General features: G+C 37.5%; 12 protein-coding genes. 8 read left to right on the plus strand and 4 right to left on the minus strand.

Annotation, left to right across the window (positions count from 1 at the left end; genetic code table 11):
- Positions 1-140: 140 nt before the first annotated feature.
- Positions 141-1,892: a sigma-54-dependent Fis family transcriptional regulator gene (locus D8M05_RS18490; protein ID WP_183072862.1), complete on the minus strand. Its 1,752-nt coding sequence runs from the start codon at positions 1,890-1,892 to the stop codon at positions 141-143.
- Positions 1,893-2,159: 267 nt separating this feature from the next.
- On the opposite strand from D8M05_RS18490, the gene D8M05_RS18495 reads away from it, so the two are divergent.
- On the plus strand, positions 2,160-4,172 hold the full coding sequence (locus D8M05_RS18495) for a methyl-accepting chemotaxis protein (protein WP_121134459.1): 2,013 nt from the start codon (positions 2,160-2,162) through the stop codon (positions 4,170-4,172).
- A 145-nt stretch (positions 4,173-4,317) separates the two neighbouring features.
- Here D8M05_RS18495 and D8M05_RS18500 read toward each other — a convergent pair whose 3' ends face one another.
- Complete coding sequence (locus tag D8M05_RS18500) at positions 4,318-5,028, minus strand: MOSC domain-containing protein (protein ID WP_245985535.1); 711 nt, start codon at positions 5,026-5,028, stop codon at positions 4,318-4,320.
- A gap of 848 nt (positions 5,029-5,876) precedes the next feature.
- A complete protein-coding gene (locus D8M05_RS18505) occupies positions 5,877-7,322 on the minus strand; it encodes an amidase (protein WP_245985536.1) in 1,446 nt (481 codons plus the stop codon).
- A 190-nt stretch (positions 7,323-7,512) separates the two neighbouring features.
- Between D8M05_RS18505 and cypC the strand changes: the two genes are divergently transcribed.
- The 5 genes from cypC (at position 7,513) to D8M05_RS18530 (ending at position 12,951) form a co-directional block, all read left to right on the plus strand.
- On the plus strand, positions 7,513-8,772 hold the full coding sequence (cypC, locus tag D8M05_RS18510; RefSeq protein WP_121134460.1) for a CYP152 family fatty-acid peroxygenase CypC: 1,260 nt from the start codon (positions 7,513-7,515) through the stop codon (positions 8,770-8,772).
- A 260-nt stretch (positions 8,773-9,032) separates the two neighbouring features.
- Positions 9,033-9,557 carry a hypothetical protein gene (locus tag D8M05_RS18515; RefSeq protein WP_121134462.1) on the plus strand — a complete coding sequence of 175 codons (525 nt, stop codon included), beginning with the start codon at positions 9,033-9,035 and terminating at the stop codon, positions 9,555-9,557.
- A complete protein-coding gene (locus D8M05_RS18520; RefSeq protein WP_121134464.1) occupies positions 9,541-11,247 on the plus strand; it encodes a GMC family oxidoreductase N-terminal domain-containing protein in 1,707 nt (568 codons plus the stop codon). The genes D8M05_RS18515 and D8M05_RS18520 overlap by 17 nt, the downstream gene beginning before the upstream one ends.
- Before the next feature lie 142 nt (positions 11,248-11,389).
- A complete protein-coding gene (locus D8M05_RS18525) occupies positions 11,390-11,578 on the plus strand; it encodes a hypothetical protein (protein WP_121134466.1) in 189 nt (62 codons plus the stop codon).
- Positions 11,575-12,951: an amidase gene (locus D8M05_RS18530; protein WP_121134468.1), complete on the plus strand. Its 1,377-nt coding sequence runs from the start codon at positions 11,575-11,577 to the stop codon at positions 12,949-12,951. Before D8M05_RS18525 ends, D8M05_RS18530 begins: the two co-directional genes overlap by 4 nt.
- Positions 12,952-13,271: 320 nt before the next feature.
- Here D8M05_RS18530 and D8M05_RS18535 read toward each other — a convergent pair whose 3' ends face one another.
- On the minus strand, positions 13,272-14,165 hold the full coding sequence (locus D8M05_RS18535) for an RpnC/YadD family protein (RefSeq protein WP_245985538.1): 894 nt from the start codon (positions 14,163-14,165) through the stop codon (positions 13,272-13,274).
- A 322-nt stretch (positions 14,166-14,487) separates the two neighbouring features.
- On the opposite strand from D8M05_RS18535, the gene D8M05_RS18540 reads away from it, so the two are divergent.
- Together D8M05_RS18540 and D8M05_RS18545 are read left to right on the plus strand one after the other, a co-directional pair.
- Entirely contained in the window at positions 14,488-14,961 is a 474-nt protein-coding gene (locus D8M05_RS18540) for a hypothetical protein (RefSeq protein WP_121134470.1), read from the plus strand.
- Between the two features lie 574 nt (positions 14,962-15,535).
- Positions 15,536-15,817: a CD3324 family protein gene (locus D8M05_RS18545; protein ID WP_121134472.1), complete on the plus strand. Its 282-nt coding sequence runs from the start codon at positions 15,536-15,538 to the stop codon at positions 15,815-15,817.
- Positions 15,818-16,086 lie beyond the last annotated feature (269 nt).

Here is a 16,086-nt window from a genome sequence, read left to right on the forward strand (position 1 = left end):
GCCTAGGTGAGACTACGGAGTGCGTTAGCACGGAGGAGGCTCACCAGCCGCCCGCGGAAAGCGAAGTGTATTGCCGGAACGGTAGGATGAGTACTATCTCATCTTACTGCGCAGTTTATATAAAATGTGAAATGTATCTATTAATTATCTTGATTAAGTTTGCGCCACAATGTTGATCGGTTGATTCCCAACCTTTTAGCTACCTTTGTTTGATTATGGTTTTCTTCTTCCATTACCCGTTTTATAATTTGCTGTTCCATTTCCTCTAATGTTCCTTTTATCGGTAACACGTTTTCTACATCCTTGTATGATGTTTCCATATCATTCATTAATTCCTTCACATGGGATAATTCTATATAATAACTAGTAGACATGACACTCAGTTCCCTTACAACCTGCTTTAATTGCCTGAAATTTCCTAACCAATCAAACTGCATTAAATAATCAACTGCCTCTGTTTTTATACCTAATGTTTCATTCCCATTTTCAGCATGAAATTCAGACAAAAAGTATCCGATGAATGGCTTTATATCTACTTTTCTTTCTCTTAAAGGAGAAATATGTAAGACTAATTTAGAAATCTTCTCCATAAACTTAGTATCAATCTTTCCCTCTATTACAAGGGGTTTATAAGGTTTGTTTGAAATGGAGATTATTTTAATGGATAAAGGTATTTTATTAAAGAAATCAACGAGAAGAAGTTGATTTTCTATCGGGATTTCTTCTACATTATTTATTACGAGCGTACCTTTTTGCATCTTCTTAAGAATAGCTTCGAGTTCTCTTAACTCGCTGAAGGTAACATGCTTACCCTCTAAAGAAACAAATGGATACTTTTGACCAAACTTTTCAAAATGTATGGATTGTGCAATTGTGTTCTTACCTGTCCCATCCTCACCAACAATAAACAGAGGATCTTTGGAATCGGCGTAACATTTTAGATTATCCCTTAATCTAATAACCTTCTCACTTTCACCAATAATTGGCATGTGAATAGATTCACTCTGAATTTTAAATGATTTTATTTTCCCATCTAATGAAATAGAAGATTGAATAATTATCCCAACAATTGATTCTTTCTCATCCGCAAGAAATAATTGAATTTCATAGAAATTTTTATTGTCCTCTATCTCAGTCCACTGAACTTCTTTATTTATTATTACGCTTTTTATAAGTTTTCTGATTGTGGAAGAAGTTACAATTTCGTCATTGTTAAACTTCTTCATAAAACGGTTGTTTCTATCCATTATTTCATAATCTTTATTCACTAAAATAATTGGATATGGCAATGCTTTAACTATATTATGAAAGTAATTTGCACGATTATTTACACTTTGGAATAACTTGTAATGTCTTTGCGCCACTTCAAATGCATTCATAATGGATTCTTTTCCTGATGTGATAAGAATTCCACGTAATCCAACCTTCTCAGCTTCTTGAAACGTAATAACATCACCAATAACAACAGATATCCCCTGTTGCTTCAATTGTATCAAGCGATCTTTTACTTCAAAACGACTCTTTATTGTTATCAATTCTATATCATAATCTAATATATTACATACAGTAGCTGCACCGCGAGTAATATTCTCAAAACCAACTATAGCTATTTTACTGTCTATTCCACTAATAAAGGTAAACACTCGCAGCATATCATATCCATTAATATCAATATGCACAACTGGAATGGAAACCTCTTCCTGAATCATCGAAGCAGTACCACCACGGCTAATTATTAAATCGTATCCCTCTTCTTCAGCTAATCGAGCTATTTCTACGCCACCTTCGAGATCTCCTACTTTTATGTCTACATTAAAATCTGTTGGAATGCTGACCTTTTTAGCAGCTTCAGCTAAACCAGAATATGGTGCTATAAATAGTGTTTTTATCATTTGCATTCCTCCCTTCTAAAACGTTGCATTTTCCAACAATTAGTAATTAATATTATTACATATTAAGTTATAAATGTCATCTTGTAGAAGGAGAGCAATATTTACCTATTATCCATTTAGTTATTTTTACTCATTGTTAAAGTGATTAATTATTCCTATTTTTTATTTTTGTATTCAATTTCTAGTAAAAAAGTCGATAATATAGAAGTCGCTATATGTTTCAAAATAAAACATAAAATATCTACAAGATGTTTAGGAGGAAAAACAGTGAAAAAAACAAGAACTTCCAATCGGACGTTAAGCTTAAAAAATAAATTAATCATTTCTTTTCTATTAATATTACTGATCCCCAGTATTTTAATAGGTTTCACTTCTTATCAGAGCTCTAAAAACAATATTGAAGAGAGTCTAATTGCTTCAGCTCACAAAAATGTAGAAATTGTTACCCAAACTGTTGATGAGTTTGTCATCTCTCAAATGGAGAATATCGACTATTTATCGAATTCAGTTATAGCTAGTAATATTGAGAATAATAGTGATGCAGCAACAAGGAAAATGCTCGACACAATTCAAGATGCGAAAGGGGAAGTGTTCGAGCAAACATATGTAGGCACAGAAACAGGAGAATTTATGAATTCACCTACTTCCTTCAAGAACCCGCCAGATTATGATCCACGCGAGCGCCCTTGGTATCAAGAAGCGATGGAAAATAAAGGGAGTGTTATCGTTACAGATCCATACGTATCCCAATCTTCTAATGAAGTGGTTGTTACGCTAGCGAAAGCAACAGCGGATAACCAAGGAGTTGTAGCCGTTAACTTAGAACTTGGAAACCTCACAGAAATACTGAGTTCTATAACGATTGGAAAAGAAGGATATTTAATCATGTTAGATGAAACAAAGCATTATATTTATCACCCAAGCATTGAAGCTGGTTCGGAGGCAACAGAAGATTTTTATAACGAAATTTATGATGCTGAAACTGGTCAATTTGATTATTCATACGATGGAGGTACCAAAAAATTAGCTTTTTCAACAAGTGAAGCTACAGGATGGAAAATAGCTGGTACAATGTATCAAAGTGAAGTAAAACAATCTGTTACGCCGATATTGAATACAACGCTAATCGTTATCGTTATTGCGATAATTCTAGGGACAGCTATTGTTCTATTCATTACTCGTTCTATAACTAAACCAATAAAACAATTAGTAGAGGCAAGCAATACCATTAGTCAGGGCGATCTTAGTGTAAATATTAAGCTAGAAAGAAATGACGAGCTTGGTATGTTAGCACATTCATTCAATCAAATGCGAGAAAATTTAAATGAAATCATTATGCAGGTTCGCGATAAATCTAGCAACCTTGCAGCAGCATCTGAACAATTAAATGCAAGTACAGAACAAAATACAACGGCAACAGAGCAAATTTCATCTTCTGTTCAAGAAGTTGCAGTTGGCATGGATAGCCAAACAAACAGTATTGGTAATAGCACAAAAATGGCTGAGGAAATGGCTGATTCTATCCATCAAATTGCTATGAGTTCTAATGAGGTAGCCGAAACAGCAACAAATACGAATTCCGCTGTTGACGAAGGTAGCAAAGCTCTAGAAACTACAGTAAACCAAATGGAATTTATTAAAGAAAATACACATGAATTATCTAGCAATGTCCAAGGATTAGGTAAGTTATCTGAACAAATCAGCAACATAGTAGATGTCATTACCGATATATCAGCTCAAACCAATCTTCTTGCTTTAAACGCAGCAATTGAAGCTGCTCGAGCTGGAGAACATGGTAAAGGATTTGCAGTGGTTGCAGATGAAGTTCGTAAGCTTGCAGAAGAATCCTCACAATCTGCAGTACAAATAAAAGAAGTAATAGGAACAATTCAAGAAGAAACGATAAATACAGTAAATTCGATGGAAACTGCGACATTGCAAGTTGAGAAAGGTATTGAAATTGCGAATAACACTGGGAAGTCATTTGATTCCATTTCAGGTTATGTTAAGACAATAACAGACCAGATTATGCAAGTTACATCTCAGATTCAAGCAATTGCGACTGGTACCGAACACTTTACGAAAACCTTTAAAGAAGTTGCAACGATTGGGGAAACAATTTCAAGTGAAACTCAGAATGTTTCTGCATCAACTCAAGAACAATTAGCATCGATGGAAGAGATATCACATTCGGTTACTTCTCTTACAGTTGTAGCAGAAGATTTGCAGCAATTAGTTGAGAAGTTTAAGTTAAGTGCTGATGAACAATCTGAAAACTAATCAATCTTTGATTATATAATATCAGACAAAACACAATTCATTTCATTAAAAAAGATAGTTAACCACGCTGTGGAACTATCTTTTTTTCTGTATATCTACATGTTTTGATGATGTACACTAGTAGAGTTGTAACTCAACTTACAGCTCAGCCCTTATTTGGACCAAATACACGCTTATCATCCGAAGACTTCTCCCCAGCCAATCGTTTCGCTAACGTTCGTTTCCAATTTTCGGCTAGAAACTTACAGGAATGAAGCTCCTCTGCAAGCTTTACGTCATCTTTTTTCTCATACATCACTTCATTGCACTTCGCAATTGTCCACTCAGGATATGGCCGTTCAAGCAATGTTAACTGCTGACCACTTTGAACGGACCCTTCTTTCAAAACGCGAAAATACCAGCCTGTTCTTCCTGTTTGCTGGATGCGTAAAGCTAAGTCGACAATACGAAAACGTCTTGCCGGTTTCCAACATGGCCTGCGTGGTTGGGATACTTGGATAATAGCATCCCCGAATTGGTATGTGTCACCTATGCACACAGAATGCTCATCCATAAAACGAACGGCTATATTCTCACCCATCGCACCAATTCCAATTGCCTCAATATCCAACTCTTCCTTCCAAGAATCATAATGTGTAGCTGAATAAGAAAAAATTGCTTTCTCAGGTCCACCATGATTCTTCTTATCAGCAACTTCATCACCTGTTAACCCAGTTTCGCCAAGCCAAATTTTATTAGCAACACTGTTTTTAAACATGCCGCTTTCCCAGCTTCTATCCATTCGATTCTCGGCATCAGGATCCCCAATTTGTTTGACTTTACCAACAAATAGTTTCTCGATATAAGGTATATTCAATCCGCGTTCCTCCTCTTCTTTTTACTTATGTATAGATAAGCGTACATTTTATGATTGTTCGTGTAATCGATATACAGATGGGGATGGGACAAAACTAAAACCTTCCAATCAAAAGACGAATATTATAGCATAGGAAACTTAGAATGTTAACTTTCTAGAATTGAATGGTAATTCACAGTCGATGTAAAGTGTAGACTTATTTAATTCGGTATAGTATGAAGCACGTCGTTCCGGAAACACACTTCGCTTTCCGCAGGCGGCTGATGAGCCCCCTTCGTGCTGACGCACTACGGTGTCTCATCTAGGCCTTTCCTCCTGCAGGAGTCTACGTGTGTTTCCTCCACTGAGTTTAAGTTACTAACCATTATCTCCTTCGATACGGAAAGTCAAAAAGCATAGTACTACTTCACTAGTCTGGGTGAGTGTAGGGCGGTGACTCCTGCGGGAATAGCACGTGTCCGAAGACCCCGGAAGAAGCGTTCTGTGCTTCTGAGGAGGCTGAGGCCGTGCCCGCGGAAAGCATCCGCCCGGAGCGATCCCAGACGGCGAGATGTGCTCCGATTTAAGATAATCTGAATTAAGTTAGTTTGGAGTTTATGCAAGTTCTCCATTAATTTGAATTTAATAAAGGATTTAAACTTATAGTTCGGATTTTTACTTAACTAAATTTCTTTTGTCCCATTCTTATCTTATCCGTTCACATATTAAAGGTACTCTGAGAGTAAGTAAATTTTCTCCACTCCTATTATTCTAAGTAGAATCATCCGCTTCTTTACATTTCGATTAATATAATCAAAATAAAACCTGATTCAAGGGGATTATTCTAGCTAAGTTGTTATACCCGATCCTCAAACGACAGGTGCCCGCTTATACCCACGCATTTCTTTTTCTAGTAATTTTCCAATCTGAAAAATTGCATTTTCATTTCCAAGCGCACTGATTACTTGAATCCCTATTGGTAATCCCTTTTCATCTTCTGCAACAGGGATCGTTAAGGAAGGCAGTCCCCAAGTATTGGCATAGGCTGCAAACGGCATAAACTTTTGAAACGTCTTCCATATCGAAAAGATTTGCCAATATACTTCACCATGCGGTAGCGCAGTTGTATGATAAACAGGCAAAATCAATAGTTTTCTTTGTAAATATGCTTGTACTTCCTTTTCCCCCTCACCCACTATGTCTTTCAATTCTAATAGTTTTTTCGGACTCGGGCGAAATAGATTGGCACCAAAAGAAGCCCAGGAATAGTAATGATGTATATCTGAACGATTAAATACACGATCCTTAACAAACTCCTTCAGAAAATGATGGGGTTTACCATTAAAGGCAATCTTCGCACCACTCTCTGAACGGTCTGATGACATAATTAATTGCCATATATGTGCTGAATCACGATAATGGAGTGGTTCCTCGTCCCGAACCGAAAATTCATTTACGAGCGTTTTCTTCACTTCTTTTAAAGCATGCTCTGTTGCGCTTTCCACTGGATAGTGCAACTTCTCTATAGGGATAACAACATCAAATTCAGACAATTCATTTTCGGGAGCTTTATCATCAGCAAGAATACCATTAATTAATTCCGCATCTTGTACAGACTTAGCTATTGCACCAATACCGAGCATTCTTTCCTGCATTGGAATTCCAGCATTTGGGAATGACCCCACCTGAGATACTCTATTATTTCCGCTTTTAAATCCAATTGTGCCATTAAAATGACTAGGAAAACGAATGGAACCACCAATATCTGAACCAATTCCAACCGCTGCTCCACCAGCGCCAATTAAAGCACCTTCCCCACCACTTGAACCACCCGCAGTTCTAGTTGGGTCCCACGGGTTGTTCGTCCGTCCGTAAACTTTGTTATCTGTTTCCTGGCAGAAGCAAAGCACAGGGGTATTGGTTTTCCCAAGGAAAATCGCCCCCTCCCCTTTTAACACTTTTACAACATGGGCATCGTTTCTAGAAATTAAATCCTTGCGATGGACAAGCCCTCCTGTCGTATGCAATCCCTTTATATCAAAGGATTCTTTAATCGTAACCGGAACACCAAGTAATTTTCCCATTGCTTCACCATTCTTAATCTTTTCATCTGTATGCTTTGCTTCTTCCAGTGCCTCTTCAAATCTATCCTCAACTAAACTATTCAAAACGGGATTAATCTTTTTTATATGTTCAATATATGCACTTACCGCTATGTAAGAGGTTATCTCTTGTTTCTTGATTTTTTCAGCTAATGTCGTTGCATCCATATCTAGAATTTCGTTTGTATTTATAGAAGCTATCATTGTTGACATAATTCCATCCCCTTTTATTATTTGAATAATCTAAATCAATCATATACCTTCTTTCGAATTATATCTACATAAAGAGTTATAGGCACTTGCCCGAAAATTCTATAAGTGACGGGCACCTATAATGCATACGACAAGATTCTTAGACAAATCCTAATAGTGATCGTAAAAAAAGAAGACGGAGTGATTATTGATGCCATACAGAGAACAAATTCCTATTGATAAAGGGTTCGATAATAGCTTAGCAATGATGAGAGAAGGTTATCTATACATAACAAACCGACGGAAGCGGTTTGGAAGGGATATGTTTGAGACAAGGTTATTGGGCGGACAAAAGGCAATATGTATTGCTGGAGATGAAGCAGTTAAAATGTTTTATGATGAATCAAAAATAATGAGAAAAGGGGCAGCTCCAAAGAGAGTTAAACAAACTTTATTCGGTGAAAAAGCAATACAAACAATGGATGATGCTAGTCATAAACACCGGAAGCAATTATTTATGTCATTGATGACGGATAAGCGACTAGAAGATGTTGTGGATATTTTCAAAAAAGAATGGGCAGCAGCTGTTGAAGTCTGGGAAAGTAAGAATGAAGTAATTTTATACAATGAAGCAATCAAAGTACTCGCCGTAACAGCCTGTAATTGGGCAGGGGTTCCATTAGATAAAGATGATGTGGACTTAAGAGCTAGTCAATTAGAGGCTTTATTTGATTCCGCTGCAGCCGTTGGTCCAAGACATTGGAAAGGTAGACATGCTCGCAACGCGTTGGAATTGTGGCTTCAACAATTAATTGAGGATGTTCGTAATGGTAACTTAAAAGTACCTGAAGAAACAGCATTACATCAAATGGCTTTGTATCGCGATTCAAACGGAGAACATTTAAATACGCATGTGACTGCAGTAGAAGTTCTAAATATTATACGACCCATTGTTGCGATAGCAGTATACATTGTCTTTGTTGCCTTAGCATTATTTGAAAAAGCTGGTGAGAAGGAAAAACTCTCAAATGCTGAAGATGATGTTTATGAAATGTTTGTTCAGGAAGTACGTCGCTACTATCCCTTCTTCCCATTTGCAGCAGGCAGAGCACGTGAAGATTTTCTTTGGAAAGGACATGATTTTAAAAAAGGGAACCTTGTTCTCTTAGATATTTACGGAACAAATCATCATCCTAATCTCTGGGAAAACCCTGATCAATTTATCCCAGAACGTTTTAAAGAAAGACAAGAAAGTCCATACGACCTTGTTCCACAAGGTGGTGGCGATTATTATACGGGCCACCGATGTCCGGGGGAATGGCTTACTGTTGAGATAATGAAATCCAGCCTAGATTTACTGATTAATCGTATGGATTATCATGTACCGAAGCAAGACTTAAGCTATAGCATGATGCGCATGCCAAGTCTACCAAAAAGTAGATTTGTAATGAACCAGGTAAAGAAAATCTAAGGTAAATACACACGTTATTTCTTCAAGGAATCAGCGTGTGTATTTTTTATTGCAGACCTACTTTCCCACTATTTGTTCATAAAATAGTTAACCGAACAATACGATAGTAGTAGTTTTTTTATTTTAGAAAGAGGTGTAACGTTATCCGTGTTCAAACGCAAAACCAGCAATACGTGCAAGCAACCTTCCAGGCTCTTACGGACGCCATCTTGCCACAGGCAAATACGCACCAATACGCGTCCTTTTTCGGGGCAAACGATATGGGAGTTTATGCGTATATCATCTACGCCTTAGATCACAACATTCAGATTCAGCGACAACTATATCAGCCTATTGTTCCTCTTGCTCATCCCACAGCCGTCATGTTAGATTCAGCAGCAACGCAACTGGTGAATAATCGCCAAGTCCAAGCATTTTCACAAAGCCTGTTCCTGAATGGTGGCATGTTTTCCCACCTTTCCAGGGAAGATCGCATCCGAACCTTATCAGCACTCGATAATCTATCTCTCGACCTTTACTTATTACCTTCTCCTTTTCAAAATAATGCTGGATTAATCAAATTTGTTGTCGATGCTCTAAATCGGTTCGCAATGTTCGGTTATTATTCGGAATGGCCAGCATATGGTACGACAAGATTAAATCAGCCGAATAACCGAAAACTTGAATATTTCCCTTTAACATGGCAAAAAATCGGGTATCCTGGTGTATCATTCGGGTATCGTGCTTTCCGTGGTTTTTTATTTACAATGGATGAAGTGGAGGGTGGAAATGAAAACAGATCCTGATGTAATTGTGATTGGTTCAGGCGGTGGTGGTGCCGTGATTGCCAAAGAACTTGGGGAATTGGGAATCAATACGTTGGTACTTGAAGCTGGTCCATGGTACGGAAATAAGAAATGGCCTGAACCAAATAAAACCAAGGGACAGGCGAAAGAAAGCTCTGACCCTAAAGACTTAGATGGTTCTCTTTACAGGCAACAGTTGACAAGGCTTGAAAATGATATGAATGACCTCGTTACAGGTAAATTTCGCTGGGGTGCAGCAGACCGTAGACGAACGCCTTGGTATAGAAACATTCCCGACCAAGCAGTTCTATGGCAAAGTGCCGGAATTGGTGGGTCCACACTTCACTACTATTCCAACTCTCCTCGGGCTTTTCCTGATGCAATCAATAACGAGTGGCCCATACAATACAATGAACTGATTCCGTATTACGAAAAGGTGGAAGCTACGTTACCAGTAGAATTTGCCCCAACAACAACAAAGGATGCACTTTTTTATTATGGTGCAGACAAAGCTGGGTTTTCTGAGAACCGAACACTAGATGTAACCACAATTGGCTACCGTCCACAACCAAATGCAATCCTACCTCCAAATGAGCATTTAATGGACCCTAACTACTCGATGGAAGAATTAAGCCATATGGAAGGATGTACGTTAAGCGGTCATTGTGGGCAAGGATGTCCGTATGGTCCCTCACTTGAAAAAATGGCAAAACGAACAACAGCTGTAAGCTATGTTCCATTAGCGATGGAGACAGGTAATGTAATATTTCGACCGAATACGTTCGTAACGAAAGTATTAACAGCGTATAGTTCAAGCGGAAACAGGCAAATAGTAGGTGTTCAGGTACGTGATACATGGACAGGAGAAATGGAAGAAATACGTGCGAAAGTAGTCGTGATGGCAGCTGGTTGTATCGAAACACCACGCCTATGGTTGAATTCCGAATTGCCTTATAACCCATGGGTAGGACGTGGTTTGACAAATCATTATATGGATATGGTGACAGGTACATTTGATGAGCAAACATTAATGGATATTGTAGGGACTCCCTCCGTTAATCCATTTGTTGGGCATACTTCATCAGCACGGCTTGACTATCCTGGACTTGGTATGATCGAAATTATTGGTGAAAGCCCAGGCTTATCAGCACAACCGCTATTTGGGTTCAGTCAACATGGCTACAATCTCCTTAAACCAACTGATTCAGACATCTGGGACCTCGAAGGAAGACTTGTTGGGTCTGAACTTGAGAAAGCCATGAATGACTACACAAGAACACTTACACTTTCCGTCATTACTGATGACGAGGTCTTATATCGAAATAGAGTGGAGCTTGATTCAAATATTAAGGATGAGCATGGAGCAGTACCGCTTGTCTACTATTCACCAAGTGAAAAGTCAAAACAAAGAAGAGAGCAGTTAGCGAAAATCGCCACAGCTATTTTACGTAAAGCAGGTGCAAAAACTGTCCACCGAAGTGACTTGCCACCAAACTATTTCATCCACTTACATAGTACGATGAGAATGGGATTTGTTGTGGATACCAGTTGCGAGGCATATCAAGTGGAACGTCTCTTTATTGCCGACAATAGCGTTGATTATAATGCACTCGGCGGACCCAACCCCACCTTAACTACACAAGCACTTGCTACACGTACTGCAAAACGCTTAGCAGATAAATATTTTTAGTAACCGAATTAAACGACTAATGCTCGTGAAAGCACCCCTAGGGCATTGGTCGTTTCTTGATTATTAACAATAATGTACGGAGGCACCTCCATTTGTCCAATTCATATAGTAATTACATAACCTATAAAAGGAGGTAAACGAAATGAATTATGAAGATTTTATAAGGAAAAGTTTATCCCTACAAGCATTACCCGTCTACAAGACCGACATCCCCTATATTCATCAAATACTATACACAATGAATCAGGCGGAAAGACAACTTCAAGCATTCCCTCGTTTAAACCTAGAAATTCCAATTACGATTGTTGATAAGAAGGTGTTAAAAAGATGACAGAGCTAGCCTCACGGACAGCTACGGAGCTTGGCTCCTTAATAGAATCAAGGCAACTTTCACCAGTAGAATTAACTGAATATACGTTAAATCGCATCGATCGGATTGACCCGCAACTTAAAACATATATTACCCCTCTTCATGACATAGCCCTGAGACAAGCAAGAGAGGCAGAAAATAATATATTAAGCGGCTTATATAAAGGGCCATTACATGGAATCCCTATTGGTATTAAGGATAATTTTAATACAGAAGGTATCCGTACAACTGTAGGCTCTAAACTTTTTGCAGATTACATTCCTAGAGAAAATGCCACCGTAGTTAATAAATTGCTAGATGCAGGTGGGATTATGTTAGGAAAATTAAACTTGCATGAGCTCGCTGCAGGATCAACTGGTACCAATCCATATTTTGGTACGACAAGAAACCCCTGGAACATCGATTACATGCCAGGTGGGTCAAGTGGTGGTAGTAGTGCTGCCTTAGCTGCAGGGCTTACAACACTTGCAACAGGAACTGATACATTTGGCTCCATCCGCCTACCTGCTGCAATGTGTGGTATATACGGATTAAAGCCAACACATGGATTAGTTAGTACACATGGTATTTTCCCAACGGCAATGTCATTAGATACCGCTGGGCCGATGGCAAGGTCAGTTCCAGATTTAGCTTTAATGCTTCAATACATGGCAGGTTTCGATTCCAATGATCCAAATAGCCTACAGGTACCGATTCCACAATACACAGAGGATTTATATAAGGGAATAAAAGGAATAAAAATAGGTATTCCTTCTTATTATCTTGAGGGATTAGATCCAGATGTTGAAATGCATTTTAATCATGCAATAAATACACTAAAAAGATTAGGTGCAGAAATAAAAGAAATAACTATTCCCGAATTATCGATGTCTACATTTTCTGGCTATTCCATCGTAACTGGAGAAGCATCGAATACCCATTTTGAAAGCTTACAAACACGTTCAGAAGATTATTCTGCTGATATTCGAACATTCTTCCTGTCTGGTACTTTGTCAAATCCAGCACAGTACATCAGAGCTCAACAAGCTCGTAGGAAGATGGTAAAGGCATTTGATCAAGCTTTTAAGGATGTCGATATTATGCTTGGTCCGACTATTCCTATCACAAGTCAAGCATATGCTAAAAATTGGGTAGAGCAAAATTTAGACGTGGTAGTACATTGCCTTCCTTTTACCGTACCAATTAATTTAACAGGTGTGCCAAGTTTAGCCGTGCCAATTGGTCTAAGTATCGATGGACTTCCAGTTGGCATGCAATTTATTGGCAATCACCTCACAGAAAAACTACTATTCCAAGTTGGGAATGCATGGGAAAGCACGAATCCTATGGCTTAATGTGGGTGTCACTTGTTGATTGTTCAACAAGTGACAGCAACGATTCTATGACTATACCACCCCTACTAAACATACCTTATTAGATGAAACTATTTACTAGGAGGGTTACCATTGGGGATTTACGGTGTTGTTTCAATGTTTCAAAATTTGTTACCGAATCTGATTATCGATGGTGAATTTTTAAGAAGAATGGTGGAATAGGATTAGATTTACAATTAGCACGGATAACATGAGATGCTGAAGTATGTCTAATTGCCTGTCCCCCGCTATTCTATCCCTTTACGTAATAGAGAACAGGCACGTTTGTAAGAGTCATGATATTACTTTGAACTTCTACTATTTTCCAGCTCTTCAATTTCATCTCTACTAAACCCAGTAACATCAGCAATATCTTCAATTGACATTCCTTTTAACAATAATCTCTTGGCTAATAGTTTTCTTTCTTCTTCTCTACCTTCTTTTCTTCCCCTCTCATAAAATGAATTCGGTAGTCTAAGTACACCTTCTGCTTCATCCTTTGGTAAATTTGCAATTTCTTCTCGCAATTGCTTTTCCTCCTTTTCATTTAACTTGAGATAGCTTTCGAAAAATCCAATTACTAATTCTACTTTTGCTTCATTTAATTTTATACGACTAACCATTTTCAAAAATTCTAATTTCACTTGAACTCGCTCATCATCTCGATAGCCCATTTTACTAAGTAATGCCGCTGCGGCTGGATTATCACTTTCAATAAATGCGCGCCAATTTAGTTTGATTAGATGTAACTGAAGGTAGTTAAATTCCGATACTTTATCCGGCGCTTCCATTGTAAATGACTTTGGGACGTCAGCCTTATTATTATAGGTAAAAACAGCAATAGGTATAATCGGTATGCGATGTTTTAAGTAGAGATGAGAATAATAGGTGAACATTCTTTCATGAAATTCTCTTTGGTAGGTAGACTGTGGTTCAATATGAAGGAGTGTTAATTGATCATTTTCTTTTAGCTTTACTTCAGCCAAAATATCGATGATTCGTTTCTTTCCAACAAGAAGGTCTGTGTATACTTCTTGTTCTAGGAATTTTACAGTGGAGAAATCTAATTGTTGATTGATTTGTGGGAAAAAGGCTTCCGTAAATTCATGGAGAAAAGTTTTAATCAATGCTTTAGATAAATGATCATGGTCCGTGTAAGGCACGTTATCTTCTAGTACAATTGATTTCGCATTCAAGGGTTCACAACCTTTCTGAATTTTAGTATACTTTACCAATTATTTTCATAGAAAGCAAGTAAATGGATGGGCTGTTATCTCAGAGCTCGCCTATTATTAGAATGCTCACCTGCAAGGAGGAATACGACTCATCCCACTATACTAAAGTCCTTGTTGATAAACGCAATTTACTCAATCATTCATTTTTAAAGTTTTTATAAAGTTCAATTCCAATGACATATCTTTCTTTTTACTTTCCTATTTTCAGCTATAATGAATAGTAGATAAGGGAAGAAAATGAAACATTAACAGCAATCATTAAAAAACGAACGGAGGGAGTTAAATGGGTACAGACTATACACTAGGTATTGTTAAAAGTTTTACAGCGACATCTCACCAGTCATTAAGCGATAATGATTGGAGGAATCTATTGAATGATAGAATTGATATCGATCAATATGCCATTCATTTTGAGGATAAGATTGTGAAGGGAGAACTGAAGAAGGAAGTTTTTGAGGAAAATATTGAAGATTTTTATATGAAATTAGTAGCCATCACTGGAAACGACCATATTTTAAACTGGTTTAACGATGGTAAAGCCGATATGGAGCAATATGATTGTTGGCCAACAGAAATGAGAATGAAGCAGGAAGACGTTCACATTACCTTAGCAGCAAAACTTGCAATATTATTTGTAGAAGGAAAGGTTCTAGTTGAAGAATTTGAAACAGAGCCAAAACTTATCAATTGGCTATTTAGACATGTTGATTTATCAAATAAACTAGCAGGATGTGTGATGAGTGACATCATTGGATAATTTCTATTGCCTTTTCGTCTTGTCTTAATAACGTTTTATTAACAGAAACTACACGTTAAAACAAAGGTCTGTGCCCTCGATACACAAGAACTACAGACTTTGTTTTATAATGATTCTAATTGTGCTTAAACCAACGAACTCCACCCTGTCAACGGCTGTATTTACCCTATAACTGTAGGAAGAAAAATTGAACCCCAATTTTTAAGAATAATATGATTATAGTCATTCTTTCTCTTGAGAACCAATGCATTAATATGAGTTAATATAATTGTCGGGTCCGACAGATTCTTGTGAAAGGAGGCTGATTATATTGATCAAAAATTTCGAGGTGGTTTCCGCATAGCGGAAATATCATGATGGGGCCGTAAAATCGGTCCCATTTTATTTACCATTCGTATTTAGAAAATTATCATCTTTCAATAATTTAAAAAATCATTTATACTTTGCTATAGGTAGGGCTAAACATTTTATTGTGACTAGCCTTCAAACTAAAAATTTTAGGAAAGGAGTCGTTAAGTTATGAAAGATATTCAGAACGATATAGATGTACAATTAAATAAGGAGGACGTAAATCGTGCAATACAAAAATGCAAAAGAGGTCCTTCCCCCTAGTTTGCTAAAAGAGATGCAAAAATATATTCAGGGTGACCTGATTTATATCCCAAAAGCAAAGGAAAAGCGAGCTGGGTGGGGAGAAATGAGTGGTTCCCGAGCATTACTAGCGGAACGGAATGAAAGAATCTTTCAACTTTACAGTGATGGACAATCAATGGAAGAATTAGAACATACCTTTCACTTATCGATAGACAGCATACGCAAAATCATTTATAAAATTCGTAAAAACCATGATGAATAGAACCGTTTCATCTATCTGCTTCTATCCTCAAGTTAGAAGGTTGAGTCTATTTCTTATCTTTAAATCATAAGCGTGGAGCTATCGAATGGATGCTCACGCTTTTTTTGTTGTGAATGGATACCTTAGATTATTAGATTGCATAAAACAACTTGTATTTCGCAAGTGAAAAGTGAGCCATTTCGCAAGTTAATTTTGAGCCACTTTATCAGCACTTGTTTTTATCCATTCTTCGGTTTCTTTCATTCTAAAAGAAGGACCATTCATGTTTA

The organism is Oceanobacillus bengalensis (assembly GCF_003628445.1).
GTDB lineage: Bacteria > Bacillota > Bacilli > Bacillales > Amphibacillaceae > Oceanobacillus > Oceanobacillus bengalensis.

Bases quoted from the DNA above. Each gene is read 5' to 3' on its own strand.
- D8M05_RS18490 (WP_183072862.1), bottom strand. From the start codon at position 1,892: ATGATAAAAACACTATTTATAGCACCATATTCTGGTTTAGCTGAAGCT.
- D8M05_RS18505 (WP_245985536.1), bottom strand. From the start codon at position 7,322: ATGTCAACAATGATAGCTTCTATAAATACAAACGAAATTCTAGATATG.
- cypC (WP_121134460.1), top strand. From the start codon at position 7,513: ATGCCATACAGAGAACAAATTCCTATTGATAAAGGGTTCGATAATAGC.
- D8M05_RS18515 (WP_121134462.1), top strand. From the start codon at position 9,033: ATGGGAGTTTATGCGTATATCATCTACGCCTTAGATCACAACATTCAG.
- D8M05_RS18520 (WP_121134464.1), top strand. From the start codon at position 9,541: ATGAAAACAGATCCTGATGTAATTGTGATTGGTTCAGGCGGTGGTGGT.
- D8M05_RS18525 (WP_121134466.1), top strand. From the start codon at position 11,390: ATGAATTATGAAGATTTTATAAGGAAAAGTTTATCCCTACAAGCATTA.
- D8M05_RS18530 (WP_121134468.1), top strand. From the start codon at position 11,575: ATGACAGAGCTAGCCTCACGGACAGCTACGGAGCTTGGCTCCTTAATA.
- D8M05_RS18540 (WP_121134470.1), top strand. From the start codon at position 14,488: ATGGGTACAGACTATACACTAGGTATTGTTAAAAGTTTTACAGCGACA.